The sequence below is a fragment of the Streptomyces sp. NPDC085946 genome, from assembly GCF_044540485.1.
Classification (GTDB): Bacteria; Actinomycetota; Actinomycetes; order Streptomycetales; family Streptomycetaceae; genus Streptomyces.
This window is the reverse complement of sequence record NZ_JBITSF010000004.1, coordinates 424,605-449,197: the sequence shown is the minus strand read 5'-3', so window position 1 is coordinate 449,197 and position 24,593 is coordinate 424,605. Positions and strand designations below refer to the sequence as shown.

At 74.8% G+C, this 24,593-nt stretch carries 26 protein-coding genes and 1 riboswitch; of the genes, 9 read left to right on the top strand and 17 right to left on the bottom strand.

The window, feature by feature from the left end; genetic code table 11:
- Window positions 1–39 precede the first annotated feature (39 nt).
- The 8 genes from ACIF8T_RS12110 to ACIF8T_RS12075 all read right to left on the bottom strand — a co-directional run bounded on the left by ACIF8T_RS12110 (window position 40) and on the right by ACIF8T_RS12075 (window position 9,617).
- Window positions 40–1,068: a methyltransferase gene (locus ACIF8T_RS12110; protein ID WP_400033873.1), complete on the bottom strand. Its 1,029-nt coding sequence runs from the start codon at window positions 1,066–1,068 to the stop codon at window positions 40–42.
- 43 nt (window positions 1,069–1,111) lie between these two features.
- The gene (locus ACIF8T_RS12105; RefSeq protein ID WP_400033871.1) at window positions 1,112–2,176 is read right to left on the bottom strand and encodes a nitrous oxide reductase family maturation protein NosD; all 1,065 of its coding nucleotides are present in this window, start codon (window positions 2,174–2,176) and stop codon (window positions 1,112–1,114) included.
- 120 nt (window positions 2,177–2,296) lie between these two features.
- Window positions 2,297–3,070, bottom strand: coding sequence for an SGNH/GDSL hydrolase family protein (locus ACIF8T_RS12100; RefSeq protein WP_400033870.1), 774 nt, complete (start codon window positions 3,068–3,070; stop codon window positions 2,297–2,299).
- 70 nt (window positions 3,071–3,140) lie between these two features.
- Entirely contained in the window at window positions 3,141–4,154 is a 1,014-nt protein-coding gene (locus ACIF8T_RS12095; protein ID WP_400033868.1) for a hemolysin family protein, read from the bottom strand.
- The gene (locus ACIF8T_RS12090) at window positions 4,151–5,491 is read right to left on the bottom strand and encodes a hemolysin family protein (RefSeq protein ID WP_400033866.1); all 1,341 of its coding nucleotides are present in this window, start codon (window positions 5,489–5,491) and stop codon (window positions 4,151–4,153) included. Before ACIF8T_RS12090 ends, ACIF8T_RS12095 begins: the two co-directional genes overlap by 4 nt.
- A 149-nt stretch (window positions 5,492–5,640) precedes the next feature.
- Complete coding sequence (locus tag ACIF8T_RS12085; RefSeq protein ID WP_400033864.1) at window positions 5,641–6,066, bottom strand: GNAT family N-acetyltransferase; 426 nt, start codon at window positions 6,064–6,066, stop codon at window positions 5,641–5,643.
- 96 nt (window positions 6,067–6,162) lie between these two features.
- Window positions 6,163–8,730: an ABC transporter permease gene (locus ACIF8T_RS12080; RefSeq protein WP_400033862.1), complete on the bottom strand. Its 2,568-nt coding sequence runs from the start codon at window positions 8,728–8,730 to the stop codon at window positions 6,163–6,165.
- Complete coding sequence (locus ACIF8T_RS12075) at window positions 8,724–9,617, bottom strand: ABC transporter ATP-binding protein (RefSeq protein ID WP_400033860.1); 894 nt, start codon at window positions 9,615–9,617, stop codon at window positions 8,724–8,726. Before ACIF8T_RS12075 ends, ACIF8T_RS12080 begins: the two co-directional genes overlap by 7 nt.
- A gap of 180 nt (window positions 9,618–9,797) precedes the next feature.
- On the opposite strand from ACIF8T_RS12075, the gene ACIF8T_RS12070 reads away from it, so the two are divergent.
- Both ACIF8T_RS12070 and ACIF8T_RS12065 read left to right on the top strand, forming a co-directional pair.
- Window positions 9,798–10,034, top strand: coding sequence for a toxin-antitoxin system HicB family antitoxin (locus ACIF8T_RS12070; RefSeq protein ID WP_400033858.1), 237 nt, complete (start codon window positions 9,798–9,800; stop codon window positions 10,032–10,034).
- A gap of 4 nt (window positions 10,035–10,038) precedes the next feature.
- On the top strand, window positions 10,039–10,413 hold the full coding sequence (locus ACIF8T_RS12065; protein WP_400033856.1) for a fic family toxin-antitoxin system, toxin component: 375 nt from the start codon (window positions 10,039–10,041) through the stop codon (window positions 10,411–10,413).
- Here the strand turns inward: ACIF8T_RS12065 and ACIF8T_RS12060 are convergent.
- The 4 genes from ACIF8T_RS12060 to bioB form a co-directional block, all read right to left on the bottom strand.
- Entirely contained in the window at window positions 10,382–11,110 is a 729-nt protein-coding gene (locus tag ACIF8T_RS12060) for a class I SAM-dependent methyltransferase (RefSeq protein WP_400033854.1), read from the bottom strand. The genes ACIF8T_RS12065 and ACIF8T_RS12060 overlap by 32 nt on opposite strands.
- A gap of 952 nt (window positions 11,111–12,062) precedes the next feature.
- Window positions 12,063–12,779, bottom strand: a complete 717-nt coding sequence (bioD, locus tag ACIF8T_RS12055; RefSeq protein ID WP_400033852.1) for a dethiobiotin synthase — start codon at window positions 12,777–12,779, stop codon at window positions 12,063–12,065.
- Between the two features lies 1 nt (window position 12,780).
- Window positions 12,781–14,061, bottom strand: coding sequence for an adenosylmethionine--8-amino-7-oxononanoate transaminase (locus ACIF8T_RS12050; protein ID WP_400033850.1), 1,281 nt, complete (start codon window positions 14,059–14,061; stop codon window positions 12,781–12,783).
- On the bottom strand, window positions 14,054–15,277 hold the full coding sequence (gene bioB, locus ACIF8T_RS12045) for a biotin synthase BioB (protein WP_400033848.1): 1,224 nt from the start codon (window positions 15,275–15,277) through the stop codon (window positions 14,054–14,056). Before bioB ends, ACIF8T_RS12050 begins: the two co-directional genes overlap by 8 nt.
- A gap of 146 nt (window positions 15,278–15,423) precedes the next feature.
- Here bioB and ACIF8T_RS12040 point away from each other — a divergent pair, with 146 nt between their 5' ends.
- Window positions 15,424–16,551: an 8-amino-7-oxononanoate synthase gene (locus tag ACIF8T_RS12040; RefSeq protein WP_400033846.1), complete on the top strand. Its 1,128-nt coding sequence runs from the start codon at window positions 15,424–15,426 to the stop codon at window positions 16,549–16,551.
- Window positions 16,552–16,661: 110 nt separating this feature from the next.
- On the opposite strand, the gene ACIF8T_RS12035 is transcribed toward ACIF8T_RS12040, so the two are convergent.
- On the bottom strand, window positions 16,662–16,886 hold the full coding sequence (locus ACIF8T_RS12035) for a DUF397 domain-containing protein (RefSeq protein WP_400033844.1): 225 nt from the start codon (window positions 16,884–16,886) through the stop codon (window positions 16,662–16,664).
- 9 nt (window positions 16,887–16,895) lie between these two features.
- Window positions 16,896–17,756 carry a helix-turn-helix domain-containing protein gene (locus tag ACIF8T_RS12030; RefSeq protein ID WP_400033842.1) on the bottom strand — a complete coding sequence of 287 codons (861 nt, stop codon included), beginning with the start codon at window positions 17,754–17,756 and terminating at the stop codon, window positions 16,896–16,898.
- A gap of 213 nt (window positions 17,757–17,969) precedes the next feature.
- On the opposite strand from ACIF8T_RS12030, the gene ACIF8T_RS12025 reads away from it, so the two are divergent.
- Window positions 17,970–18,428, top strand: coding sequence for an ATP-binding protein (locus tag ACIF8T_RS12025; protein ID WP_400033840.1), 459 nt, complete (start codon window positions 17,970–17,972; stop codon window positions 18,426–18,428).
- A gap of 665 nt (window positions 18,429–19,093) precedes the next feature.
- Here the strand turns inward: ACIF8T_RS12025 and ACIF8T_RS12020 are convergent.
- The 3 genes from ACIF8T_RS12020 to ACIF8T_RS12010 form a co-directional block, all read right to left on the bottom strand.
- Window positions 19,094–19,567 (bottom strand): C40 family peptidase, encoded by a 474-nt coding sequence (locus ACIF8T_RS12020; protein WP_400033839.1) that lies wholly within the window; start codon window positions 19,565–19,567, stop codon window positions 19,094–19,096.
- Between the two features lie 3 nt (window positions 19,568–19,570).
- Window positions 19,571–19,777, bottom strand: a riboswitch (cyclic di-AMP (ydaO/yuaA leader).
- A 334-nt stretch (window positions 19,778–20,111) separates the two neighbouring features.
- Window positions 20,112–20,396 (bottom strand): hypothetical protein, encoded by a 285-nt coding sequence (locus ACIF8T_RS12015; protein WP_400033943.1) that lies wholly within the window; start codon window positions 20,394–20,396, stop codon window positions 20,112–20,114.
- Between the two features lie 28 nt (window positions 20,397–20,424).
- A complete protein-coding gene (locus ACIF8T_RS12010; RefSeq protein WP_400033837.1) occupies window positions 20,425–21,027 on the bottom strand; it encodes an ATP-dependent Clp protease proteolytic subunit in 603 nt (200 codons plus the stop codon).
- Window positions 21,028–21,117: 90 nt separating this feature from the next.
- Between ACIF8T_RS12010 and ACIF8T_RS12005 the strand changes: the two genes are divergently transcribed.
- The 5 genes from ACIF8T_RS12005 (at window position 21,118) to ACIF8T_RS11985 (ending at window position 24,593) form a co-directional block, all read left to right on the top strand.
- On the top strand, window positions 21,118–21,396 hold the full coding sequence (locus ACIF8T_RS12005; protein ID WP_400033835.1) for a type II toxin-antitoxin system Phd/YefM family antitoxin: 279 nt from the start codon (window positions 21,118–21,120) through the stop codon (window positions 21,394–21,396).
- A gap of 166 nt (window positions 21,397–21,562) precedes the next feature.
- Window positions 21,563–21,865, top strand: coding sequence for an urease subunit gamma (locus ACIF8T_RS12000; RefSeq protein WP_400033833.1), 303 nt, complete (start codon window positions 21,563–21,565; stop codon window positions 21,863–21,865).
- Between the two features lie 17 nt (window positions 21,866–21,882).
- On the top strand, window positions 21,883–22,194 hold the full coding sequence (locus ACIF8T_RS11995; protein ID WP_400033831.1) for an urease subunit beta: 312 nt from the start codon (window positions 21,883–21,885) through the stop codon (window positions 22,192–22,194).
- Window positions 22,187–23,908, top strand: a complete 1,722-nt coding sequence (locus tag ACIF8T_RS11990; protein WP_400033829.1) for an urease subunit alpha — start codon at window positions 22,187–22,189, stop codon at window positions 23,906–23,908. Before ACIF8T_RS11995 ends, ACIF8T_RS11990 begins: the two co-directional genes overlap by 8 nt.
- Before the next feature lie 10 nt (window positions 23,909–23,918).
- Window positions 23,919–24,593, top strand: a complete 675-nt coding sequence (locus ACIF8T_RS11985) for an urease accessory protein UreF (RefSeq protein WP_400033827.1) — start codon at window positions 23,919–23,921, stop codon at window positions 24,591–24,593.

The window sequence follows — 24,593 nt, the reverse complement described above, 5'->3', positions numbered from 1 at the left end:
CCGGATCCGGTCCCGGCGCCGTCGGTCCGGCCCGCCGGGTCAGCCGACGACGGTGCAGTCGAACGCGTGCAGATAGGCGTTGACCGGGCTGATGTCGTCGATGATCAGGCCCGCCGCGGTCAGCCGGCCGACCATGCTGTCGGTGGTGTGCTTGGCACCGCCGACGTTCAGCAGCAGCAGCAGGTCCATGGCGGTGCTGAACCGCATCGACGGGCTGTCGTCGACGAGGTTCTCGATGACCACGACCCGGGTCCCGGGCCCGCCCGCCTCGACGACGTTGCGCAGCAGCCGGGTGGTGCTGTCGTCGTCCCACTCCAGGACGTTCTTGATGACGTAGGCGTCCGCCTTCACCGGGACGGCGGCGCGGCAGTCGCCGGGCACGATCCGCACCCGGTCCGCGAGCGGGCCGCCGGGCCGCAGCCGCGGGTCGGCGCGCTCGACCACGCGCGGCAGGTCGAGCAGGGTGCCGTGCAGGGCGGGGTACTTCTCCAGCAGGCTCGCCACCACGTGCCCCTGGCCGCCGCCGATGTCGGCCACCGACGCGCACCCCGACAGGTCGAGGAGGTCGGCGACGTCCTGCGCGGACTGCCGGCTGGAGGTGGTCATGGCCCGGTTGAAGACGTCGGCCGACTCCGGGGCGTCCTCGTTGAGGTAGGTGAAGAACTCCTTGCCGTACAGGTCCTCCACGACGTTGTGGCCGGTGCGCACCGCCTCGTCGAGGAGCGGCCAGGCGTCCCAGGTCCACGGCTCGGTGCACCACAGGCAGATGTCGCGCAGGCTGTTCGGGTCGTCCTCGCGCAGCAGCCGGGACATGCCGGTGTGCGCGAAGGTGCCGTCCGGCCGCTCGGTGAAGACGCCGTAGCAGGTCAGCGCGCGCAGCAGCCGCCGCAGCGGCTTCGGCTCGGCCTTCACCGCGGCCGCGAGGTCCTCCACGGCGGCGGGGGCGTCCCCGAGGGCGTCGGCGACGCCCAGCCGGGCGGCCGCGCGCAGGGCGGCGGCACACGCCGCCCCGAACACGAGCTCCCTCAGCCGCATGGGCGGCGGCGGGGCAGAGTTTGCGGTCGTCATGTGCCGCCTCTCCATTCTTGGGTGCACGGGCGGGTACGGCGGTTCAGCACAGTCCGGCGGGCTTGGACAGGGTGCAGGTGTTGCCCTGGAACGCGTTGTTCGTCGCGGTGTCGGAGTCGACCAGGTCCGCCGGGTGGTTGTCGCGCAGCGTGTTGCCGGTGATCCGGTTCCGCTCGCTCTTGGCGCCCACCATGCTCTTGAAGATCACCACACCGCCCGACAGCGGCGAGGTGCCCTTGTGGTCCGCGACCAGGTTCCGGGTCACCAGCGTGTCCTCGGCGCCGGTCAGCACGATCCCCGAGCCCTGGAGGAACGGCAGCCGGGCCGTCTTCGGGCAGTACTTGTTGTTCGCCACGATCCGGTTGTCGCGCACGGTCAGGGCGCCGGCCCGCGGGGGAGTCTCGTCGCCGACGACGAAGACGGCCGCGCAGTTGGCGGTGGCGTCGTTGTACGCGACGGTGAGGTTGCGCAGCCGCCGGACGGTGAGGCCGATCCGGTTGCCCTCCAGGCGGTTGCGCGCGACCACCGCGCCGAGGGAGTCGGTGGCGCCGCCCTCCTCGGTGACCGTGTTGGCGAGGAACACGCCCGCGTCGCCGTTGCGCCGGGCCACGTTGTACGTGAACGTGCCGCGCACGGAGCGCTGCTGGGCGATGCCCCACTGCCCGTTCTCCTCGGCGACCACCCGCCGGACCGTCAGCCGGTCCGTGTCCGTCGCCCACACGCCGTTCCTGGCGTAGCCGGACAGGGTCAGGGAGGCGATGGTGGTGCCCTCGACCGGACGGCCGGTGGTGCCCTCCACGCAGATGCCGTGGCCGGCCTTCGCGCAGCTGCCGGCCGCGGCCCCGGTGGGGCTCGGCCGCAGGACGGTGCGTCCGCCGCCCATGCCGCGCAGGGTCAGCCCGGACGTCGTCACCCGGACGCTCCCGCGGTGGGTGCCGGGCAGCAGCAGCACGGTGTCGCCGGGCTTCGCGGCGTCCACCGCCTGCTGGATCGACTGCCCGGGGCGCACGAGGTGGGTCCGCGTCCCGTCCGCCGGCGGGGCGGCCCCGACCGCCGAGGCGACGAGTGCCGCGGTGCATGCCAGATAGGCAAGATGGCGTTTGGTCATGAGCGGCACGTTATGACCGGAAAGGCGGCGAAATGCCGGTCATCGGCCATCCGGCGGCGTGTCCCCGGTCCGGGGCCGGGGCGGGCGGGGAGGCCGCCGCGGGCTCCCGCCGGCCCCCGCTCACCCCTCGTACGGCAGCAGCTCCGGCCGTTTCGGGGGAAGGCCGTCGCCGGAGGACCGGCCGGTCAGCCGCCGGGCGATCCAGGGCAGCAGGTGCTGCCGGGCGAACCGGGCGTCCGCCACGCGCCGCGCGACCCAGTGGGGCGGGGCGGACACCGGCGGCGGGGCGTGCCACTCGGGGTCCTCGGGCTCGTGGCCGAGCGCCTGCCAGACGGCCTCCGCGACCCGGCGGTGCCCGTCCGCCGTCAGGTGCAGCCGGTCCACGTCCCACAGCCGCGGATCGGCGAGCGAGGGCGCCGAGTACAGGTCGACCACGAGCGCGCCGTGCCGCTCGGCCAGCTCGTCGACCGCGGCGAACAGCGCCTCCATGCGCGGCCGGAAGCGCTCCAGGACCGGTCCCTGGCGGCCGGGGCTGCGCATCAGCACCAGCTGCTTGCAGGAGGGGGCCAGCTTCTCGACGGCCTCCTCCAGCAGACCGCGCACCTGGGCCATGTCGCACTTGGGGCGCAGGGTGTCGTTGAGGCCGCCGACCAGCGTGACCACGTCCGCCTGCATGGAGGCCGCCACGTCGACCTGCTCCTCGACGATCTGCCGGATCAGCTTGCCGCGCACCGCCAGGTTGGCGTACCGGAACCCGGGGGTGCGGGCGGCCATCCGCGCGGCCAGGAGGTCGGCCCAGCCGCGGTAGGTGCCGTCCGGCAGCAGGTCCGACATGCCCTCGGTGAAGGAGTCGCCGACGGCGACCAGGCTGGTGTACGTGGGATTCGTCTGCATGGCGACAGAGATGGTATCCCGTGCACATACCCGGCGGTCGGTCCGGGTCCCGGGACCCGGACCGACCCGGTCACGCCCGCTGCCCGAACAGCTCCCGCAGCACGTCCTCCATGGTCACCAGGCCCGCCAGCCGCCCGTCGGACCCGATCACGGCCGCCAGGTGCGTCCGGCTGCCGCGCAGCGCCGTCAGGACGTCGTCCAGCGGCGTGCTCTCGCGTACCCGCGCGATGGGGCGCATGTCGCGCAGCCGGAACGGCAGGTCCCGCGGCGAGGCGTCCAGGGCGTCCTTGACGTGCAGGTAGCCGACGATGCGCCGTCCCTCGTCCACCACCGGGAAGCGGGAGAACCCGGACCGGGCCGACAGCTGCTCCAGTTGCTCCGGCGTGACGCCCACGCGCGCGTACACCACGCCCTCCAGCGGCAGCACCACGTCGCGCACCGGCCTGCGGCCCAGCTCCAGCGCGTCGTGCAGCCGCTCCCGGGCGCGGTCGTCGATGAGCCCGGCCTCGCCGGAGTCCTTCACGATCTGCGCGATCTCGGCGTCCGAGTAGGAGGCGACGACCTCCTCCCGGGCCTGGACCCGCAGCAGTCTCAGCAGCGCGTTGGCGAACGCGTTGACCGTGAAGATCACCGGGCGCAGCGCGCGGGACAGCGCCACCAGGGGCGGACCGAGCGCCAGCGCGCTGCGCACCGGCTCGGCGAGCGCGATGTTCTTCGGCACCATCTCGCCGAGCAGCATGTGCAGGTACGTGGCCAGGGTCAGCGCGATGACGAACGACACCGCGTGCCCGGCGCCCGACGGCACGCCCGCCGCGTGGAACGCCGGCTCCAGCAGGTGCGCGATGGCCGGCTCGGCGACCACGCCGAGGACCAGCGTGCACAGCGTGATGCCGAGCTGCGCGGCCGCCATCAGCGCGGACACGTGCTCCAGCCCCCACAGCACGCTCTTGGCGCGCCGGTCGTCCTGCTCGGCGTAGGGCTCGATCTGGCTGCGGCGCACGGAGATCAGGGCGAACTCGGCGCCGACGAAGAAGGCGTTGACGACCAGCGTCGCCAGACCGATCAGCAGCTGTACGGCGGTCACCGGCGCGCCTCCCTCTCGTCGTCCTTCTCCGCCGTCAGGGGCGCGTGCAGCAGGACGCGCGCCGCCCGGCGGCCGGTGGCGTCCAGCACCTCCATGTGCCAGCCGGCCACCTGGAGGGTGTCACCGACGGCCGGGATCCGGCCGAGCTCCGTGGCCACGATCCCGGCCAGCGTCTCGTACGGGCCCTCCGGCGGGCGCAGTCCGACGCGCGCGAGCTGGTCGACGCGCGCCGCGCCGTCGGCCGAGAACAGCGCGTGGCCGTCCTCGTCCGTGCCGGCCGGGACCAGGTCGGGCGTCTCGTGCGGGTCGTGCTCGTCGCGGACCTCGCCGACCACCTCCTCGACGATGTCCTCCAGCGTGGCCACGCCCGCGGTGCCGCCGTACTCGTCGATGACGACGGCCATGGTCCGCTTGCCGGAGAGCCGGTCCAGGAGCCGGTCGACCGTGAGCGACTCCGGGACCAGCAGCGGCTCGCGCATCAGCTCGGCGACGGGGACCAGGCGCCGGCGCTCCGCGGGCACCGCCAGGACGTCCTTGACGTGCGCGGTGCCGACGACCGTGTCGAGGTTCCCGCGGTAGACCGGGAACCGGGACAGGCCGGTCGCCCGGGTCGCGTTCGCCACGTCCTCGCAGGTCGCCTGGGCCTCCAGGGCGATGACCTGCACGCGCGGCGTCATCACGTTCTCCGCGGTCAGGTCGGCGAGGTTCAGCGTCCGCACGAACAGCTCGGCGGTGTCCGCCTCCAGCGCGCCCTCCTTGGCGGAGTGCCGGGCCAGCGCCGCGAGCTCCTGCGGGCCGCGCGCGGAGGCCAGCTCCTCGGCGGGCTCCAGGCCGAGGCGGCGCACCACGCGGTTCGCCGTGTTGTTGAGGTGGGTGATGAACGGCCGGAACGCGGCGCTGAACCAGCGCTGCGCGTTGCCGACGGTCTTGGCGACCTTCAGGGGCGAGGAGATCGCCCAGTTCTTCGGCACGAGCTCGCCGACGACCATCAGGAACACGGTCGACAGGGCCGTGCCGACGACCAGGGCGATGGAGCCCGCCGCCGCGCGCGAGACGCCGGCCGACTCCAGCGGGCCCGCGAGCAGCGCGGCGATCGACGGCTCGGCGAGCATGCCGACCACCAGGTTGGTGACCGTGATGCCGAGCTGCGCGCCGGAGAGCTGGAAGGTCAGGTTCCGGACGGCTCCGAGGGCGCCCGCCGCGCCCCGTTCACCGCGCTCGGCGGCCCGCTCCAGCTCGCCGCGCTCGACCGTGGTCAGCGAGAACTCCGCCGCCACGAACGCGCCGCAGGCCAGCGACAGCAGGATCGCCACCAGGAGGAGGAGCACTTCGGTCATCTGGTCACCTCCGTCCCATGGTCGGACAGGACGGGGAGGCGTGCGCGGTGTCGCGCACGGGGAGGCTCGCCCCTGGGCGGACGCTCACAACCTTTCATGCGGGACCGAGTGCCCTTCGGGGGTAAAGGATCGGCAAAGAAGTGAAGAGATCATCCCCGGAGGGGCTTCACCCAGCGCCGCCACTGCTCCTCGGGCGCGTACCCGGCGGCGTCCCACGCGTGCTGGGCGGTCGTGTTGCGCCGGAGCACCATGGCGTCCGCGCGGCGCCCGCCCAGCGCGGCGAACCTCTCCTCCGCCGCGGCGAGCAGCGCCGCGCCGATCCCCCGGCGGCGGTGGTCCGGGTGCACGGCCAGCCGGTACAGGTGGCAGCGCCAGCCGTCGAACCCCGCGATCACGGTGCCCACCAGCGCGCCGTCGCGCTCCGCCAGGATCAGCGCCTCGGGGTCGCGGGCCACCAGCCGCTCCACCCCGTCCCGGTCGTCGCTGATGCTCGTCCCCTCGGCGGCCGTCCTCCAGAAGGCCAGCACGGTGTCCAGGTCCTCGGGCGCCGCGGCCCGTATGCGCAGGTCGGTCATCCGGTGATCACAGCACGCGCGGCCGCCCGCGACACGGCGTTCCAGAATGCGGACAGGTGCGGGGCGCGGGGCGCCGGGTGACGGGTGCGGGGCGGCTCATTCGTGGGCGATCGCCGCCAGCACGTTCATGCGGGAGGCGCGCAGCGCGGGCAGCAGCGCCGCCACGACGCCCACCACCGCCGACCCGACGACCACCGCGACGACCGTGCCCCACGGGATCGCGAGCACCGTCATGCCCTGGAGCGCCAGCACCTGCTGGGTGCACACGCCCCACACCAGCCCCAGCGCCAGGCCCAGCACCGCGCCGAACACCGCGATGACCACCGACTCCAGCCGGATCATCCGGCGCAGCTGGCGCCGGGCCAGCCCGATGGCGCGCAGCAGCCCGATCTCGCGGGTGCGCTCCACCACCGACAGCGCCAGGGTGTTGACCACGCCGAGCACCGCGATGACGATCGCCAGCCCGAGCAGGGCGTAGACCAGGTACAGCAGCACCGCTATCTGGTCGCGCACCAGCTCCTTGTAGTCGGCGAGGTCGCGGACCTGGACCTGCGGATACGGGTCGAGGCTCCGGTCCAGGGCGGCGCGCAGCCCGTCCTCGCCCGTGCCGGACGCGGCGTTGACGTACAGCGCGGAGTCCTGCCCGCCCGGCGCGTACCGCTCCAGCGTGGCGAGGCCGAAGTACAGGCCGCCCCGCGTCCCGAGGCCCTCGGCGGACTCCAGGTCGGTGAGCGCCCCCACCGTCAGCTCGGTCCGGCGGCCGCCCGGGAACTCCACCGGGAGCACCGAGCCGGGCCGCACCCCGTGGTCCCGGGCGAAGTCCCGGTCCATCGCGAGGTGCCCGTCGGCGAGCGCCGCCGCGGTGTCGCCGTGCGCGTAGGGGATGTGGGCGACGTCGTCGAGCCGGGGGCCGTAGCCCGCCGCGGTCGTCTCCACCCGGTCGCCGTCCGGCAGCCGCACCCCCACCGGAGTGAACCGCGACCGCACGACGAGACCGACGCCCTCGGTGCGGCGCACCGCGTCCGTGACCTCCTGGGGGAAGGGCGCGAAGTTGCTGCTCTGCACCACGAAGTCGGCGCCCAGCGTCCGGTCGATCTGCCGGTCGAACGACGCGGTGACCGAGGCGCTCGCCACCGACATCCCGCCGACCAGGGCGAGGCCCACCATCAGCGCGGCGGCGGTGGCACCGGTCCGGCGCGGATTGCGCAGGGCGTTGCGCCGGCCCATCCGGCCGACCACGCCGAACAGCGCCGGGAAGCCCGCGCCCAGCACCCGGATCACCGGCCGGACCAGCAGCGGGCCCGCCACCACGGCCGCGATCAGGGTCAGCACCACGCCGGCGCCCAGCAGCGACGCCGCCGTCGCCGTCCGCGAGGCCGCCGCACAGCCGGCGAGCGCCGCCGCCCCCACCGCCCCGACGACCGCGCCCGCCACCGCGCGCAGCCGCAGCGGCCGCCCGACCCCCGCCACCTCGGCGTCGGCCAGGGCCGCCATCGGCGAGACGCCCGCCGCCCGCCGGGCCGGGAGGTAGGCCGCCACGAAGGTGACGCCCATCCCGACGGCGTACGCCACGACCGGCGTGCCCCGTTTGATCACCATCTCGGCCGACCCCAGGTTCATGCCGACCAGGCCCATGAGCTGGATCAGCCCGGCGGCGAGCCCGATGCCGGCCACCAGGCCCAGGGTGGACCCGGCCAGGCCGAGCAGCAGCGCCTCGGTGAGGACCGAGCGGCGCACCTGGCGCCGGTCGGCTCCCAGCGCGCGCAGCAGCCCCAGCTCGCGGGTGCGCTGGGCGATCAGCATCGAGAAGGTGTTGACGATCAGGAACACCCCGACGAGGCAGGCGACCGCGGCGAAGCCGAGCATCACGTACTTGATGACGTCGAGGATCCCGCCGAGCCGTTCCACGTCCGACCGGGCCTGCTCGGCGGCGGTCCGGTACTCGTAGGCGCCGGTGCCGAGCGCGGCGGCCACCCGCCGCTTGAGCAGGTCGTCCGGCACGCCCTCCGCCGCGTCCACGGAGACGGCGGTGGCCGCGTCGGGGTCGCCCAGCAGCAGGGTCCGCGCGGCCGGGGCGTCCAGGAAGAGCAGCGCCGTGCCCGGGTTGGTGGTGGTGAGGGTCGCGATGCCGACGACCCGCACCCGGAAGGACCCGGGCGCCGCGACCACGGTGAGGGTGTCGCCGACGCGCACGTCCGCCCGGTCGGCGGTCTGCGCGTCGAGCAGGGCCTCGGCCGGGCCGCGCGGGGCGCGTCCGGAGGTGAGCTCGACCGGGCGGCGGCCGCCCGGGTCCCAGACGGTGCCCCGCGTGGGGGCACCGGTGGTCGGGCTGACGGGCCGGTTCCGGTCGTCGACGAGCGTGACGTTCCGCGTCTCCGCCTCCGCCCGCGCGGCCGCCACCCCCTCGACCCGGCGCACGCGGTCCGCGAGCGCGGCCGGCAGCGTGGCCGTCCTCCCCGAGGGCACGGCCGAGTCGAGCGTCTGCTTCGGGCGGACGGTGACGTCGGCGGCGGTCGAGGCGAACAGCCGGTCGAAGGTGCGGCCGACCGTGTCGGAGAAGATCAGGCTGCCCGCCACGAACGCCACCGACAGGACGACGGCCAGGGCGGAGAGCAGCAGCCGTCCCTTGTGCGCGAGGAAGCTCCGGAGCGTCGCCTTCAGCACGGGATCTGTCCCTCGGACTGCGGGCCGCCGACGGGACCGACGGCCCCCCGGCCCGAACCGGAAGCCGGCCCGGCCACCGCGGCACGGGCGGGACCGGCCGCGCCGGTCGGGACGCGGACCGTGTCGAACCGTTTCATCCGCTCCAGGACCGACTCCGCCGTCGGCTCGCGCGTCTCGTCCACGATCCGGCCGTCCGCGAGGAACAGCACCAGGTCCGAGTGGGCGGCGGCGCCCGGGTCGTGGGTGACCATGACGACGGTCTGACCGAGCCGGTCCACGGCCTCGCGCAGGATGCCGAGCACCTCCAGCCCGGCGCGCGAGTCGAGGTTGCCGGTCGGCTCGTCCGCGAAGATCAGATCGGGCCGGGAGACCAGCGCCCGGGCGCACGCCACGCGCTGCTGCTGACCGCCGGAGAGCTGGGACGGCCGGTGCCGCAGGCGGTCCCCGAGCCCCAGCGTGGCCACGACCTCCTCCAGCCACGCCGCGTCGGGTCTGCGGCCCGCGATGTCCAGGGGCAGGGTGATGTTCTCCAGCGCGTCGAGCGTCGGGACGAGGTTGAACGACTGGAACATGAACCCGACGCGGTCGCGCCGCAGCCGGGTCAGCTCCCGCTCCCTCAGGCCCGTGATCTCGGTGTCGCCGATCCAGGCCTGCCCGGAGGAGACCGTGTCGAGCCCCGCCAGGCAGTGCATCAGCGTCGACTTCCCCGAACCCGACGGGCCCATCACCGCGGTGAAACGGCCCCGCGCGATGTCGACGTCCACCGAGTCCAGGGCGAGCACCGCCGTCTCGCCGGAGCCGTACGCCTTGGTCAGGGCGCGGGCGCGGGCGGCGGTCCCGTCGCCCGGGGACAGGCCCGGCGTGTGTTCCGCAGAGGGTGGGGACAAGGCCGCCTCCTCGGGGTGGACGTCCGTACTGCCCAGTACCGATCGAGCGTAATGTGACTCACCCCACATCCGGTATTCCGGTGGGCCCGGCCGCGGCCCCGCGCCGGACGCCGGCGGAACGGGACGTCCGCGCGGCCCGGCCCCTTGCCGGTGCTAGCGCCCCGGCGCTAGCGTCGAGGCATGGCGAAGACCCAGCTGAACGTCCGCGTGGACGAGGACACCGCCCGCGCGGCCCGCGAACGCGCCCTGGCCCGCGGCATGAGCGTCAACCGCTACATCGAGGAGCTGGTCAGGCAGGACACCGGGGAGGCCGGCCACACCTTCGTGGAGGCCGCCGCCGACTTCATGAAGCAGTACGAGGCCGTCTTCGCCGGCGGGGCCGGCGAGCGCGAGGGCGCGCGCGAAGGCCGCCGCTGATCCGTTGAACGGCCTCCGCATCGACCTCGCCTGGCTGCTGATGCTCGCCGAGCACAAGACCCCCGGGGACCCCCAGGTCACCGACTGGGGCGCCCTCGTCGCCGCCGTGGCCCGCCACCAGGCCGACATATTCGGCACCCCCGTCTACGACAGCCCGCACGCCCGCGCCGCCGCCCTCCTCCAGCAGCTGATCCACGTCCCCGCCCTGGAGCGCTCCAACGCGCTGTTCGCCTCCGCCGTCGCCTACGCGTACCTCGTCGCCAGCGGAGAGAAGGTCGTCACCTCCCCGGAACAGGTCCGCGACCTGGCCCGGCTGGCCAAGAGCGGCGAGGCGTCGGTGCACGACCTCACCCGCGAGCTGCGCCAGTGGAGCCTGTGACGCGGGCCGGTGGAGCCGGTGACCAGGGGCCGGACGGCCGCCAGGCGACGCCCAGCACGCAGTACGACGCCGGCAGCGCCGGTCCCTTCTCCGGCAGCGTCAGCCGCCGGTAGGGGCCCAGCCCGAACCCGGCGTCGCGCAGCGCCCCGACCGGGTCCCGGGCCAGGTGGCAGCCGCCGCTCAGGCGGGGCCACAACGTCCGGTCCAGCGCGCGCTGGGTGAAGGTCATCACCCGGCCGCCGCCCCGGCCGTGCTCGAAGAACCGCACCTCGCCGCCCGGCCGCAGCACGCGCCGCAGCTCCCCGAGCGCCCGCGGCACCTCCCGCACGCTGCACAGCACCAGCGAGAGCACCGCCGCGTCGAAGGCCCCGCTCTCGACCGGCAGCGCCTCCGCCGTCCCCGGCACGACGTCCACCGGCACCTCCGCGCGCCGGGCGGACTCCACCGCCCACCGCCGCAGCACGCGCTCCGGTTCGACGGCGACGACCTCGGAGACGGCGTCCGGATAGTGCGCGAAGTTCAGACCGTTGCCCGCCCCGACCTCGAGGACCCGCCCGGACAGCCCGGCGAGCAGCCGCTCGCGGATCCCCGCCAGGCCCATCCGGGACTCGGCGGTGACGCTGAACCGTGCGTAGCAACGGGCGAACAGCGGGTGGTGCACAGGATCCCGCGCACCCCTGGCGGAACCGGCGGACATGGCGGCACCTCCCTGCTGCGAGCACGGCCGGCAGCCCGGGGGAGGCCCCGGGACCTCCCCCGGACGGGCGTTACCGCGATTGTCCCCCGTACCGCCCGCACCGCACCCCCGCCGCCGGACACCACGGACGGCGCGCGGCTGGGAGCGCGCGGCGGCTCGGCGCGGGCCGGGCCTGGGGCACGCCATGGGACCGCTCGTTCCGCAGGTGTCGGCCTGCGTATCGGCCGCGCCGCATCCCCGCCGTCCGTGGCCGGACGCCGCAGACTGCGCGTGGCCGGGAGCGTGCGGTGTCCCGGCGCGGGCCGGGTCCGGCCGGGGGCACGCCATGGGACTGCCCGTTCCGCAGGTGTCGGCCTGCGTGTCGGCCGCGCCGCACCACCGCTGTCCGCGGCCGGACGTCACGGACTGCGCGCGGTCGGGAGCGTGCGGCGGATCGGCGCGGGCCGGGCTCGGCCGGGGGCACGCCATGGGACCGCTCGTTCCGCAGGTGTCGGCCTGCGTGTCGGCCGCGCCGCACCACCGCCGCCTGCGGCCGGACGTCACGGACTGCGCGCGGTCGGGAGCGCGCGGCGGATCGGCGCAGGCCGGGCCGGGCCTGGGGCACGCCATGGGACCGCCGGTCCCGCAGGTGTCGGCCTGCGCGTCGACCGCGCCGCACCCCCGCCACCTGCGGCCGGACGCCGCAGACTGCGCGCGGCTGGGAGCGCGCGGCGGCCCGGCGCGGGCCGGGCTCGGCCGTGAGCACGCCACGGGACCGCCCGTCCCGCATGCGTCGGCGGTACGTCGGCCGTACCTCACATGCCGCCCGCAGCCGGGACTCCCGGCGGCAACCGCCCGTCCGGTACGCGCCGGCCGCACCGCGCACCCCTCATGAGGCGGAACCTCCGGCCGCACCGCGCGTCCCGTGAGCGACCGCGCCTGGCGCCCCTGCGCCTCAGGGCACTTCCTGGCTTCAGGGCGCCTCCCGCCTCCGGAACGCCTCGACGTCCCACGTGCCGTCCAGGCGCGGCGCCAGCCAGTGCGGAGCCGCCGCGCGGAAGTCGGCGGGTGTGCGGGCCGCCGCCCCGGCGGGCACCGCGCCGAGCAGGGGAGCCGCGGCCACGTCCGGCAGGTCCGCCAGGTTGCAGCGCGAGGCGAGGTCCGGTGCCGCGGGCCAGCTGCCGATGACGATCCCCGCCGGCTCGATGCCCCGGCCGCGCAGCTCACGGGCCGTGAGCTCGGTGGTGTTCAGCGTGCCGAGACCCGCCGACACCACGACCAGGACCGGCGCCGACAGCAGCGCGGCCGCGTCCGCCAGCGTCCCGCCCGCCGCGTCGAACCGGACGAGCAGTCCGCCCGCCCCCTCCACCAGCACCAGGTCGTGCTCGGTGGCCAGCTTGGCGGCGGCCTCCGCGACCTCGTGCGGGTGCACCGGGGCGCGGCCGGCCCGGCGGGCCGCCGTGGCCGGTGCCAACGGCTCGGGGTACCGCGCGAGTTCGGCCGTGGTGACGGCTCCCGCGAGCCGTGCCACCTCGGCGGCGTCCCCGGCCTCGCCGGGCGCCACGCCCGTCTGCGCGGCCTTCAGCACGGCCACCGACCGGCCGGCCGCCAGCGCCGTCGCGGCGACGGCGGCCGTGACGACCGTCTTGCCGACCTCCGTGCCCGTGCCCGTGATCACCAGTACCGGCATGTCATCCCTCCCGTGCGGCCGCGCACACCGCGCGCGCGATCCGCGCCACGTCCGCGTCACCCGTGACGTACGGCGGCATCGTGTAGACCAGGTCGCGGAACGGCCGCAGCCACACGCCCTCGCGCACCGCCGCCTCGGTGGCCGCCCGCATGTCCACGGGGTGGTCGAGCTGCACCACCCCGATGGCGCCGAGCACCCGCACGTCCGCCACACCGGGCAGCTCCGCGGCGGGTGCCAGCCCGTCCCGCAGGCCCGCCTCGATCCGCTTGACCTCCGCGAGCCAGTCCTGGCCGAGCAGCAGCCCGATCGAGGCGCAGGCCACGGCCGCCGCCAGCGGGTTGCCCATGAAGGTCGGGCCGTGCGCGAGCACCGGCACCTCGCCCCGCGAGATGCCGTCGGCCACCCGCGGCGTGCACAGCGTGGCGGCCATGGTGAGGTAGCCGCCGGTCAGCGCCTTGCCCACGCACATCACGTCCGGCGTCACCGCCGCGTGCTCCGCCGCGAACAGCGCGCCCGTGCGCCCGAAACCGGTCGCGATCTCGTCGAACACCAGCAGCACGTCGTGCGCGTCGCAGGCCTCGCGCAGCACGCGCAGATACACGGGGGAGTGGAACCGCATCCCGCCCGCGCCCTGCACCACCGGCTCGACGATCACCGCCGCCAGCTCGTCGGCGTGCCGCGCGACCAGCTCGCGCAGGTGGTCGGCGTACGCCTCCTCGTACCCGGCGGGCGGCGGGTCGGCGAACACCTGCCGCGGGAGCACCCCGCTCCACAGCTCGTGCATCCCGCCCTGCGGGTCGCACACCGACATCGGCTGCCAGGTGTCGCCGTGGTAGCCGCCCCGCCAGGTCATCAGCCGCTGCTTGCCCGGACGGCCCAGCGAACGCCAGTACTGCAGGCACATCTTGACCGCGACCTCGACCGACACCGACCCGGAGTCGGCGAGGAACACGTGCTCCAGGCCGTCCGGCGTCAGGTCCACCAGCAGCTTCGCGAGCCGCACGGCGGGCTCGTGGGTGAGCCCGCCGAACATCACGTGGCTCATCCGCCCCGCCTGCTCGCGCAGCGCCTCGTTCAGCACCGGGTGGTTGTAGCCGTGGATCGCCGACCACCAGGACGACATGCCGTCCACCAGCTCGCCCGACCCGTCGGCCGGCCGCAGCCGCACCCCGCTCGCCGACTCCACGACGAGCGGTTCCTGACGGCCGGGCATGGGGCCGTACGGATGCCACACGTGCCGGCGGTCGAGCTCCAGCAGCTCCGGCACGCTCAGTTCAGGCATTGGGCGCGAGGTCCGTTCCGGCGCCCCGGCGGCGGACGGCGACCAGGTCGGTGCGGGGCTCGTCCACCCGGGGGACCGGAGCGGAACCACACACTCCGCCACCCTCGTGCGCACCGCACCCACCGCCCTCGTGCGCACCGCACCCGGCGGCGCCCTCGTGGGAGCCGCACCCGGCGGCGGGCTCGTGGGAGCCGCAGCCGCCCCCGGCCGCCGCCCGGTGCTCCGGCAGCGTCACCCGGTCGGTGCCCTCGACCTCGAACCCGGCGTCCGCGATCATCTCCAGGTCGGCCTTGCCGGCCTGGCCCTCGCTGGTCAGGTAGTCGCCGAGGAAGATCGAGTTGGCCAGGTGCAGCGCGAGCGGCTGCATGCTGCGCAGGTGGACCTCGCGGCCGCCCGCGATGCGCACCTCGACGTCCGGGCAGACGAACCGCACCATCGCCAGGATCCGCAGGCAGCGCTGCGGGGTCAGGTTCCACTCCTTGGCGAGCGGCGTGCCCTCGAACGGGATCAGGAAGTTGACCGGGACCGAGTCGGGGTCCAGCTCGCGCAGCGCGAACACCACGTCGACCAGGTCCTCGTCGCTCTCGCCCATGCCCGCGATCAGACCCGAGCACGCGGACAGGCCCGCCGCGTGCGCCTTGTTCACCGTGTCCACCCGGTCGGCGTAGGTGTGCGTGGTGGTGATCTCCCCGTACGTCCCCTCGGACGTGTTGAGGTTGTGGTTGTAGGCGTCCGCGCCCGCCTCGCGCAGCCGCTCCGCCTGGCCGTCGGAGAGCAGCCCGAGGCAGGCGCACACCTCGACGCCCTCGTTCTGCTCCTTGATGGTCCGGATGGTGTCGGAGACCCGGGCCACGTCGCGGTCGGTCGGGCCCCGGCCGCTGGCCACCAGGCACACCCGCTTGGCCCCGCCGGCCACCCCGGCAGCCGCGGCCCGCGAGGCCTCGTCGGGCTTGAGCCAGGTGTACTTGAGGATGTCCGCCTTGGAGCCGAGCCGCTGGGAGCAGTAGGAGCAGTCCTCGGGACACAGGCCGGACTTGAGGTTGACGAGGTAGTTGAGTTTCACCCGTCGGCCGAACCAGTGGCGGCGCACCTTGCCGGCCGCGGCCACCACGTCGAGCAGGTCGTCGTCGGAAGTCGCGAGGACGGCGAGCGCCTCCGCGCGGGTCGGCGTCTCGCGCCGAAGCCCCTTGTCCACCAGCGTGTTCAGCAGGTCCATGGGAGCAGATCCTGTCCTACGGAGCCGCCCCGGGCCAAGGAGACTTTGCACAACGCCAACACTTCCGTGTGTGGGTATTGCCACATCCTGGGCGGAGGACCGGACCGCTAATGTCTGTGCACTGCCTACAAAAGCCCGGAGGACCCATGGCGTTCGGCTGGATCGACGAGCAGGCGGAACTGCGCCGCCGCGCGGGCCTCGTACGGACCCTGCGCCCGCGCCCGGCGGACTCGCCGCTCCTGGACCTCGCGAGCAACGACTACCTGGGGCTGGCCCGCCATCCGGAGGTCACCGAGGGCGCCGCGCGGGCCGCGCGGACCTGGGGCGGCGGCGCGACCGGCTCCCGGCTCGTCACCGGCACGACCGAACTGCACGGCGACCTTGAACGCGAACTGGCCGCCTTCTGCGGCTTCGAGGCGGCGCTGGTCTTCTCCTCCGGCTACGCCGCCAACCTCGCGGCGGTCACCGCCCTGGCCCCGCACGGCTCGCTGATCGTCTCCGACGCGGGCAACCACGCCTCGCTCATCGACGGCTGCCGGCTGGCCCGCGGCACCACCCAGGTGGCGGCGCACGCCGACCCGGACGCCGTGCGCAAGGCGCTCCGGACCCACGAGGGCGCCGCGATCGCCGTGTCCGACACGGTCTTCTCGGTCGACGGCGACGCGGCCCCGCTCGCCGCCCTGGCCGAGGCGTGCCGGGAGCACGGCGCGGGACTGGTGGTCGACGACGCCCACGGACTGGGCGTGCTCGGCGCCGGCGGCCGCGGCGCCCCGCACGCGGCGGGGCTCGCGGGCGCCGACGACGTCGTCGCGACGGTCACGCTGTCCAAGTCGCTCGGCAGCCAGGGCGGAGCCGTCCTCGGCCCCGCCCGGGTCGTCGACCACCTGGTCAACGCGGCCCGTACGTTCATCTTCGACACGGGTCTCGCCCCCGCCGCGGCGGGAGCGGCCCTGGCGGCCCTGCGGTTGCTGCGCCGCGAGCCGGAGCGCGCGGCGCGTGCGCGCGAGGTGGCCGGGGAGTTGCACGCCCGTCTGACGGCCGCGGGTCTGGACGCGGTGCGTCCGGACGCCGCGGTCGTCTCGGTGCGCGCCCCCTCCCCGGAGGCGGCCGTGCGCTGGGCTGCGGAGTGCCGCGCGGCCGGGCTGGCCGTGGGCTGCTTCCGGCCTCCTTCCGTGCCCGACGGCATCTCCCGGCTGCGGCTGACCGCCCGTGCGGACCTCACCGGTGAGCAGATCGCCCACGCCGTCCGGGTGATCGGCGAGACGCGGCCGTGAGTCGGCGTGCACGGCCGTGTGCGTCGCGCGTCGGACGGGGGGACGGACGGCGGACGGGTGTCATGGTCGGCGGACGGTTCAGGTGGCCGGCGGACGGCACCGGTCGGTGATCACCGGAGCGCGGCCGTGAACCGCGTCCAGCTCCCGGGCGAGAAGAACAGCGCGGGCCCGGCCGGGTCCTTGGAGTCGCGCACGGCGAGCAGTCCGGCCCACGGACCCGGGCCTGGCCGGGCCGTCTCGACGCAGTTGTTCGCGCCGGTGCTGTAGCTGCTGCGCAGCCATCGCACGCCGTGCAGATCGGAGCTGGAGGGAAGGGGCCGAGGCAATGCGGGCATGGTGCCTCCTTACGCGCCGGCGGCAATCCCGGCGATGAAATCCAACGAGTCCTCGGGGGAAAGGGCGTGGACCTGAAGGGCGTCGAAGGCCTCCGTGTAGGCCTGGAGGTCTTCTTTCCGTTCGAGGTAGAGGCTACTCGTCAAGTGGTCGAGAACAACCACATCCAGATCAGAAGTGCTCGAAAATGAGAAAATAACGAAAGGGCCGGTGACGCCGATGTGCGCTCCGGCGGTGAACGGCAGCACCTGGAGCCGCACTTGAGGCAGCCGGGCCGCCTCGACCAGCCGGGTCAGCTGCCGGGACATGACCTCGGGGCCGCCGACCTCCCGGCGCAGCACGGCCTCGTCCAGGACGGCGCTCAGCCTCAGCGGCGGATCGGCGCGCAGCACGACCTGCCGGGCCAGCCGTACCTCCACCAGCGTGTCGAGCCGTTCCTCCGGCAGGTTCTCGACGGCGGCCCTGGTCACGGCCCTTGCGTACTCGGACGTCTGGAGCAGCCCCGGGACGACGGCGGTCTCCAGGGTGCGCATCGCGCCCGCCTGGGACTCCAGACTGATGAAGTCCCGGTAGGTCGGCGGCAGCACCCCGCGGTAGGCGTGCCACCAGTGGTGCCGCCCGCCGGTGTCCTCCGACCCCGCCAACACCAGCAGCAGCTCCCGGAGTTGGGTGTCACGCACCCCGTACGCGTCGAGCAGTAACCGCACGTCACCCGGTTTCACCCCACTCGTACCGGTCTCGATCCGGCTTACTTTCGACTGGTGCCAGCCCACCATCCGGGCCGCCTCACCGCTGGTGAGCCCCGCCGAGGTGCGCAGCGCGCGCAGTTCGGCGCCCAGTTTCCGGCGGCGCACCGCGGGACCGTGCTGCATGCACTCCTCCTTACTCCTTCCGTGCCGCCGCAATACGGTCTCGCGTCGCAGAGTTCACCGCATCGAGCGACAGATATATGCATATCCAGGTGGATCGCCGTCCTTCGCCCGTGTGGTGATGGCAGTCTGGCGACGAAGCACCAGTCCGGGACCGTACTCGAACCATCCGCTCCGTGTCGGACTGCGGTCCCGTGGGAAAGGGACGACGTCGCCATGGCAGACCACCTGGAAGCATCCGTCACTCTGCCGAGCGATCCCGCCTCGGTCTCCGCCGCGCGCGCCTACGTGGTGGGCACGCTGGCGGAGTGGGGGCTGCCGGAGGACGCGGAGGTGTCCGACAGCGTCCGGCTCATCGTCTCCGAACTCGCCACCAACGCCGTCCAGCACACCTTCGGACAGTCGCCGACCTTCACGGTGGACGTCCGGCTGGACCGGGACGAGCAGCTGCGGATCGGCGTCACCGACAGCCATCCGCGCTTCCCCCGGCGGCTGCCGGCGGCCGTCCAGCAGGACAACGGCCGCGGCCTGGTGATCATCCGCTGTCTGACCGCCGAGTGCGGCGGCAGACTCCGCATCCGCCCCACCCGGGAGGGCGGCAAGACCGTCTCCGTCGAACTGCCGTGGACCGTCCCGGCCCAGCCGGTACCGGCGGCGGTCCCGCAGGAACCGTAGGACGAGGGGTGGGCCGCCCGGGCGACCGGCCGGCGGCGACGGCCGGCGCGGCAGCGGGGTGACGCGCGGCGCCCGGCCGGGCCGGTGCTGCGGCGGCCGGTCGCCCGGGCGGCCGGGTCCGGGTGTGCCGGCCGGGGTACGGGCCCTGCGGCGGCCGCCGTCCCGCCGCCGACGCGAGCGGAGCCCGGGCCGTCGGCGACGGCGGGACGGCGGCCGAGGACCGTCGTCGCCACCGCGTGCCGGCCGGGGAGCCGGGCGGACGCCGCCGCCCCGCACCCCGCCGCCGGCGGCGGACCGACGGCTCCCGGGCCTCGGGGCGCGGCGGCGTGGCGCTCAGGCGTGACGGTTCGGGGCCGGTGCGGGCCGGCTCCGTCTCGGTGCCGGAGCCCGCGCGCCCCGGGGGAGCAGCCCTGACGGCCCGGCCCCGGCCCCCGCGGACCAGGAAGGCCTCCGTAGCGGCGGCGGCACCGCCGGCCCGGCCGGTCGCCACGTCCGCGAGCACGACCGGTGCGACCGACCCGCTGAAGGAGGACACCGGCACGACCGGACCGGGGCGGCGAGGTGCCGCGCCGGACCGCGGGGGAGCACGGGTGCCCGCTCGTGCCCGGATCCCGTTCTGGAGGGGGCGGCGGCGCGCCGGGCACGCGCCGCCGCCTCCGCAAGGCTTACTTCACCCGGCCGTACCACACGCTCTTCGTCCAGATCTTCTGCAGTCGCACGACGTCCCCGGTCTTGGGGGCGTGCCAGATCTTGCCCGAACCGGCGTAGATGCCGACGTGGTAGACGTTGCTCCCCGAGTGGAAGAACACCAGGTCGCCCGCCTTGCGGCTCGAGGCGGAGATGTGGCGCGTCTTGTTGTACTGCTGGGCAGCCGTGCGGGGCAGCTTCTTGCCCGCCTTCTTGAACGAGTACAGCGTCAGTCCCGAGCAGTCGAACCTGCTCGGACCCGTAGCCCCCCACTTGTAGGGCGACCCCTTCTTGGAGGCCGCGACCTGGAGTGCCTTGGTCGCCGGCGAGGCGGCTTCCGCCTCCGACGCGAAGCCGGGCGCCACGATCGAGCCGCCCACGGCGGCGATGGTCAGGGCCGAGGCCGTACCGGCCCGGGCCATGAGCGACGGGACACGATTGAGCGCAGTCATGCGCAACCCTTCGTCAGCCGCCTGTGAAGGATGACCTGTCGGATTCGGGCTGGCGAAGTTGCCCGGCCGCAAGCGAGCTTGCGGCTTCACCCCAAGGGCTGCTCGGAACTGGCGCTCCGGCGACCCGTCGTGCTTGGGTCCTCCACTCCTGCCGATCCACTCCTGTCGACCGGTCATCCGGGCGGCGGCAGGACTCGGCGTCCGCCCGGATCGCCCCGCCGCGGTGGCGGGGGCTTGTCGTCAGACAGGGATCTTCCTTCATGGATGTGCGAATATCCCAACGGAACCAGGGATTTGTGTTGTTACTCACCACTCACCCGTTCGGGTGGACACCCCTGCGTTCGGGTCACCGTCCCGGCACCCGAGGAGCCCCGGACCAGCGGCGGAATGTCCCATTCCGCCTGGCGGCCAGGCATGTTGCGCAAGCTCAGAGGGTCGAAAGCAGTAGCTGTAAATACCTCGGAAGGGGGTACGTCGTTCGGCCGGTTCGGCGTGGCGCGGGATGTCCGGCCGTCGAGGCGGCGCCCCGGCCGGTGGGGGAGCGTCAGGCGCCGGTCTCCGGAGGCACGGTGACCCGCGCGGTGCGCCGTTCGCCGTCCAGGACCCGCAGCGCCCGGGCCAGTGTCGCGGCGTGCACCTCGGTCTCGCCGCGCCGGTGCATCAGGGTGAGGGCGTCGCGCAGGGCGGTCGCCTTGCCGACGAGGGCCTGCGCCGCGCGCAGCCCGCGGTAGGTGTCGCCCGGCACGGCCGGGTTGATGCGCCCGAGCAGGTCCACGACGTCGAGGTAACGGTCGATCAACTCGGCCTCGGCGCTCGTCAGCGCGGGCATCGGCGGCTGGTCCGGCTGCACCGGCGGCTCACCTCCCGCCGGGCGCGGGACGCGCGCCCGCGCGGTCGGGGACGACCCGGGCGGCCGGCCCGCGGGCCGCCGCCTCCCGGGCGTCGAGGGCCTTCTCCCGCCCGGTGTCCGCGGTCCCCCGCTCCCGGGCGCGGTCCGTGTGCCGCGCGGGCATCTCCTGCGGGCACGCCCGCACGCGGCGCGCCTCCCCGGCCCGGTCGGCCGGGCCGGGCTGACGGAGCACCACGCCTGCGCCCGGCGGGACCGGCCGCTTGCCCGGCGTGCCCGCCGCCGGCGGCGCCGCGGCCGTCGCGCCTCCCCGGCCCGGGCGGACCGGCTCCGCGCCGCAGCCCACGGACCGGACCGTGTCGTACACGGCCGCCATCGCGTGGAACGAGCCGCCGGGGGAGGTGACGTACGGCGAGACGTCCCGGCCGGGGTCCGCGTGCGCGAGGTCGGGGAAACGGGCCGTCGCGTCGTGCGCCGCGGTCCCGCCGGGCCGCGTCCCGAGGAGGACGACGCGCTCCTGCGGCGGCTTCGCGTACGGATCCGCCGCCCGGTGTCCGGCGGCGGCGCCTTCGGTGGACTCCGGCAGGGCGTGACGGGTGGGCGGGCGGATCATGGCGGACCCCTCCTCGCGGCGCGGTGCCGTGTGCGGCGGACCAGTCTCTGTAAAAAATGTACAGGACGTACAGAACGGTAGGATGGGGTCATGGCCTACGAGATTCCGGTGACGCAAGCCAGGGCTGAGCTCGCCGACCTGATCAACCAGGTGGTGTACGGCGGCGAGCGCGTGGTCGTGACCCGGCACGGCAAGCCCCTCGTCGCCCTCGTCTCCGCCGACGACCTGCGGCGACTCGAAGAACTCCGGGACGGCGCGGAGGAGCCGGCGATCAGCGCGGTGTCCGCCGTCCGCGAGGCCGCGTCCGCCCCGCGCGAACACCGGCGGTTCGGCATCACGGCCGAGCACCGGGGGGCCGCGCCCTCCTGACCCGCCCCTGACGCGCCGGCTGCCCGCCGCCCCGCGGCCGGCCCTTCGGTTAACGTTCCCGAAACGCGGCCCAACTAGCCTGCCGCTCCACGCCACCAGGCACTTTGCCCCGTGGCCGCGGCAACCGGGCCCCGCACGGTCCGGAGCGAGGACTGTGAGGTGGGACGTGCAACTGACCCCGCACGAGCAAGAGAGGCTGCTGATCCACGTGGCGGCCGACGTCGCCGAGAAGCGCCGGGCCCGCGGTGTGAAGCTGAACCACCCCGAGGCGGTCGCCCTCATCACCTCGCACATCCTCGAAGGCGCGCGGGACGGCCGTGGCGTCGCCGAGCTCATGGCCTCCGGGCGCGGGCTGCTCACCCGGGACGACGTCATGGAGGGCGTCCCGGAGATGATCCACGACGTGCAGGTGGAGGCCACCTTCCCGGACGGCACCAAGCTCGTCACCGTCCACGACCCGATCGTCTGACGGGGCAGGAGGCCGCCGTGATCCCCGGAGAGATCCTCTTCGCCGACGACCCGATCGCCTGTAACGAGGGCCGCGAGGTCACCCGGCTGACCGTGCTCAACGCCGCCGACCGGCCCGTGCAGGTCGGCTCCCACTACCACTTCGCCGAGGCCAACCCCGGACTGGAGTTCGACCGCGCCGCCGCGCGCGGCAAGCGGCTGAACGTCGCCGCCGGCACCGCCGTGCGCTTCGAACCCGGGATCCCCGTCGACGTCGAACTCGTCCCGCTGGCCGGCGCCCGGATCGTGCCGGGACTGCGCGGCGAGACCGGAGGTGCCCTGGATGCCTGAGATCTCGCGTGCCGCGTACGCCGACCTGTTCGGCCCGACGACCGGCGACCGCATCCGGCTCGCCGACACCGACCTGCTCGTCGAGATCGAGGAGGACCGCTCCGGCGGGCCCGGGCGCGCCGGCGACGAGGCCGTGTTCGGCGGCGGCAAGGTCATCCGCGAGTCCATGGGCCAGGCGCGCGCCACGCGCGCGGACGGCACCCCCGACACCGTCGTCACCGGCGCGGTGATCATCGACCACTGGGGGATCGTCAAGGCCGACGTCGGCATCCGCGACGGCCGGATCACCGGCATCGGCAAGGCCGGCAACCCCGACACCATGGACGGCGTCCACCCGGAGCTGGTCATCGGCCCGGAGACCGAGATCATCGCCGGCAACGGGCGGATCCTGACGGCCGGCGCCATCGACGCCCACGTCCACTTCATCTGCCCGCAGATCGCCGACGAGGCGCTGGCCTCGGGCATCACCACCCTCGTCGGCGGCGGCACCGGCCCCGCCGAGGGCTCCAAGGCCACCACCGTCACCCCCGGCCCCTGGCACCTGGCGCGGATGCTGGAGGCGATGGAGGCCCACCCGCTCAACATCGGCCTGCTCGGCAAGGGCAACACCGTCTCCCACGAGGCGATGCTGTCGCAGATCCGCAGCGGCGCGCTCGGCCTGAAGCTGCACGAGGACTGGGGTTCGACCCCGGCCGTGATCGACGCCGCGCTGACGGTCGCCGACCGGACGGGCATCCAGGTCGCCATCCACACGGACACCCTCAACGAGGCCGGTTTCGTGGGCGACACGCTCGCCGCGATCGCCGGGCGCGGCATCCACGCGTACCACACCGAGGGGGCCGGCGGCGGGCACGCGCCGGACATCATGACCGTGGTGTCCGAGCCGCACGTGCTGCCGAGCTCGACGAACCCGACCCGGCCCTTCACCGTCAACACCGCCGAGGAACACCTCGACATGCTGATGGTCTGCCACCACCTGAACCCGGCGGTGCCCGAGGACCTCGCCTTCGCCGAGTCCCGGATCCGGCCCTCCACCATCGGGGCGGAGGACGTCCTGCACGACCTGGGCGCCATCTCGATCATCTCCTCCGACTCCCAGGCCATGGGCCGGGTCGGCGAGGTCGTCCTGCGGACCTGGCAGACCGCCCACGTGATGAAGCGGCGCCGCGGCGCCCTGCCCGGCGACGGCCGCGCGGACAACCACCGGGTCCGCCGCTACGTCGCCAAGTACACGATCAACCCGGCCCTCGCGCAGGGCCTCGCCCGCGAGATCGGCTCCGTCGAGAGCGGCAAGCTGGCCGACCTGGTGCTGTGGGAACCGGCCTTCTTCGGCGTCAAGCCGCAGCTCGTCCTCAAGGGCGGCCAGATCGCCTACGCGCAGATGGGCGACGCCAACGCCTCCATCCCGACCCCGCAGCCCGTCCTGCCGCGCCCCATGTTCGGGGCGATCGGCCGGGCACCCGCGGCCAACTCGTTCAACTTCGTGGCGCCGCTCGCCCTGGAGGACGGTCTGCCGGACCGGCTGGGGCTCGGCAAGCGGTTCGTGGCGATCGAGTCGACGCGCGCCGTCACCAAGGCCGACATGCGGGAGAACGACGCGCGCCCCGAGGTGCGGGTCGACCCCGACAGCTTCGCCGTGCACATCGACGGCGAACTGGTCGAGGCGACGGCGGCGGCCGAACTGCCCATGGCCCAGCGCTACTTCCTCTTCTGAGGGCGCCGCGATGTCACGGGCCGCCCTTCTCGTCCTGGCCGACGGCCGCTTCCCCGCCGGAGGCCACGCGCACTCCGGCGGGGCCGAGGCGGCTGTCAAGGCCGGCCGCGTCACCGGCGCGGAGAGCCTCGCCGCCTTCTGCCGGGGCCGGCTGCACACGGCCGGGCTGGTCTCCGCCGCGCTCGCCGCGTCGGCCGCGCTCGGCGCCGACCCGGTCGCCCTGGACGCGGCCGCGGACGCCCGTACGCCGTCCCCGGCCCTGCGCACCGCCGCGCGCCGGCTGGGACGGCAGCTGACGCGGGCCGCCCGCGCCACCTGGCCCTCCCCGGAACTCGACGCGCTGGCACGGGCGTTCCCCAAGGGCGCGCACCAGCCGGTGGTGCTGGGCCTCACGGCCCGGGCGGCCGGGCTGGGACCCGCCGACGCGGCGTACTGCGCCGTCTACGAGAGTGTCAGCGGGCCCGCGACGGCGACGGTGCGGCTGCTCAGCCTCGACCCGTTCGAGGCGACCGCGGTCCTGGCCCGGCTGGCGCCGGAGATGGACCGGGTCGCGGACCGGGCGGTGGAGGCGGCGCGCCGGGCCGCCGCCGACGGACCCGAGGCGCTGCCGGCGGCCTCGGCGCCGCTGCTGGAGATCGGCGCGGAGGCGCACGCCGCCTGGCCCGTCCGGCTGTTCGCCTCATGA

What these genes read in the sequence shown, in the direction of transcription:
- ACIF8T_RS12110 (WP_400033873.1), bottom strand. Translation starts at nt 1,068, where the DNA reads ATGACGACCGCAAACTCTGCCCCGCCGCCGCCCATGCGGCTGAGGGAG.
- ACIF8T_RS12105 (WP_400033871.1), bottom strand. Translation starts at nt 2,176, where the DNA reads ATGACCAAACGCCATCTTGCCTATCTGGCATGCACCGCGGCACTCGTC.
- ACIF8T_RS12100 (WP_400033870.1), bottom strand. Translation starts at nt 3,070, where the DNA reads ATGCAGACGAATCCCACGTACACCAGCCTGGTCGCCGTCGGCGACTCC.
- ACIF8T_RS12090 (WP_400033866.1), bottom strand. Translation starts at nt 5,491, where the DNA reads ATGACCGAAGTGCTCCTCCTCCTGGTGGCGATCCTGCTGTCGCTGGCC.
- ACIF8T_RS12085 (WP_400033864.1), bottom strand. Translation starts at nt 6,066, where the DNA reads ATGACCGACCTGCGCATACGGGCCGCGGCGCCCGAGGACCTGGACACC.
- ACIF8T_RS12070 (WP_400033858.1), top strand. Translation starts at nt 9,798, where the DNA reads ATGGCGAAGACCCAGCTGAACGTCCGCGTGGACGAGGACACCGCCCGC.
- ACIF8T_RS12060 (WP_400033854.1), bottom strand. Translation starts at nt 11,110, where the DNA reads ATGTCCGCCGGTTCCGCCAGGGGTGCGCGGGATCCTGTGCACCACCCG.
- bioD (WP_400033852.1), bottom strand. Translation starts at nt 12,779, where the DNA reads ATGCCGGTACTGGTGATCACGGGCACGGGCACGGAGGTCGGCAAGACG.
- ACIF8T_RS12050 (WP_400033850.1), bottom strand. Translation starts at nt 14,061, where the DNA reads ATGCCTGAACTGAGCGTGCCGGAGCTGCTGGAGCTCGACCGCCGGCAC.
- bioB (WP_400033848.1), bottom strand. Translation starts at nt 15,277, where the DNA reads ATGGACCTGCTGAACACGCTGGTGGACAAGGGGCTTCGGCGCGAGACG.
- ACIF8T_RS12040 (WP_400033846.1), top strand. Translation starts at nt 15,424, where the DNA reads ATGGCGTTCGGCTGGATCGACGAGCAGGCGGAACTGCGCCGCCGCGCG.
- ACIF8T_RS12035 (WP_400033844.1), bottom strand. Translation starts at nt 16,886, where the DNA reads ATGCCCGCATTGCCTCGGCCCCTTCCCTCCAGCTCCGATCTGCACGGC.
- ACIF8T_RS12030 (WP_400033842.1), bottom strand. Translation starts at nt 17,756, where the DNA reads ATGCAGCACGGTCCCGCGGTGCGCCGCCGGAAACTGGGCGCCGAACTG.
- ACIF8T_RS12025 (WP_400033840.1), top strand. Translation starts at nt 17,970, where the DNA reads ATGGCAGACCACCTGGAAGCATCCGTCACTCTGCCGAGCGATCCCGCC.
- ACIF8T_RS12020 (WP_400033839.1), bottom strand. Translation starts at nt 19,567, where the DNA reads ATGACTGCGCTCAATCGTGTCCCGTCGCTCATGGCCCGGGCCGGTACG.
- ACIF8T_RS12015 (WP_400033943.1), bottom strand. Translation starts at nt 20,396, where the DNA reads ATGCCCGCGCTGACGAGCGCCGAGGCCGAGTTGATCGACCGTTACCTC.
- ACIF8T_RS12010 (WP_400033837.1), bottom strand. Translation starts at nt 21,027, where the DNA reads ATGATCCGCCCGCCCACCCGTCACGCCCTGCCGGAGTCCACCGAAGGC.
- ACIF8T_RS12005 (WP_400033835.1), top strand. Translation starts at nt 21,118, where the DNA reads ATGGCCTACGAGATTCCGGTGACGCAAGCCAGGGCTGAGCTCGCCGAC.
- ACIF8T_RS11990 (WP_400033829.1), top strand. Translation starts at nt 22,187, where the DNA reads ATGCCTGAGATCTCGCGTGCCGCGTACGCCGACCTGTTCGGCCCGACG.
- ACIF8T_RS11985 (WP_400033827.1), top strand. Translation starts at nt 23,919, where the DNA reads ATGTCACGGGCCGCCCTTCTCGTCCTGGCCGACGGCCGCTTCCCCGCC.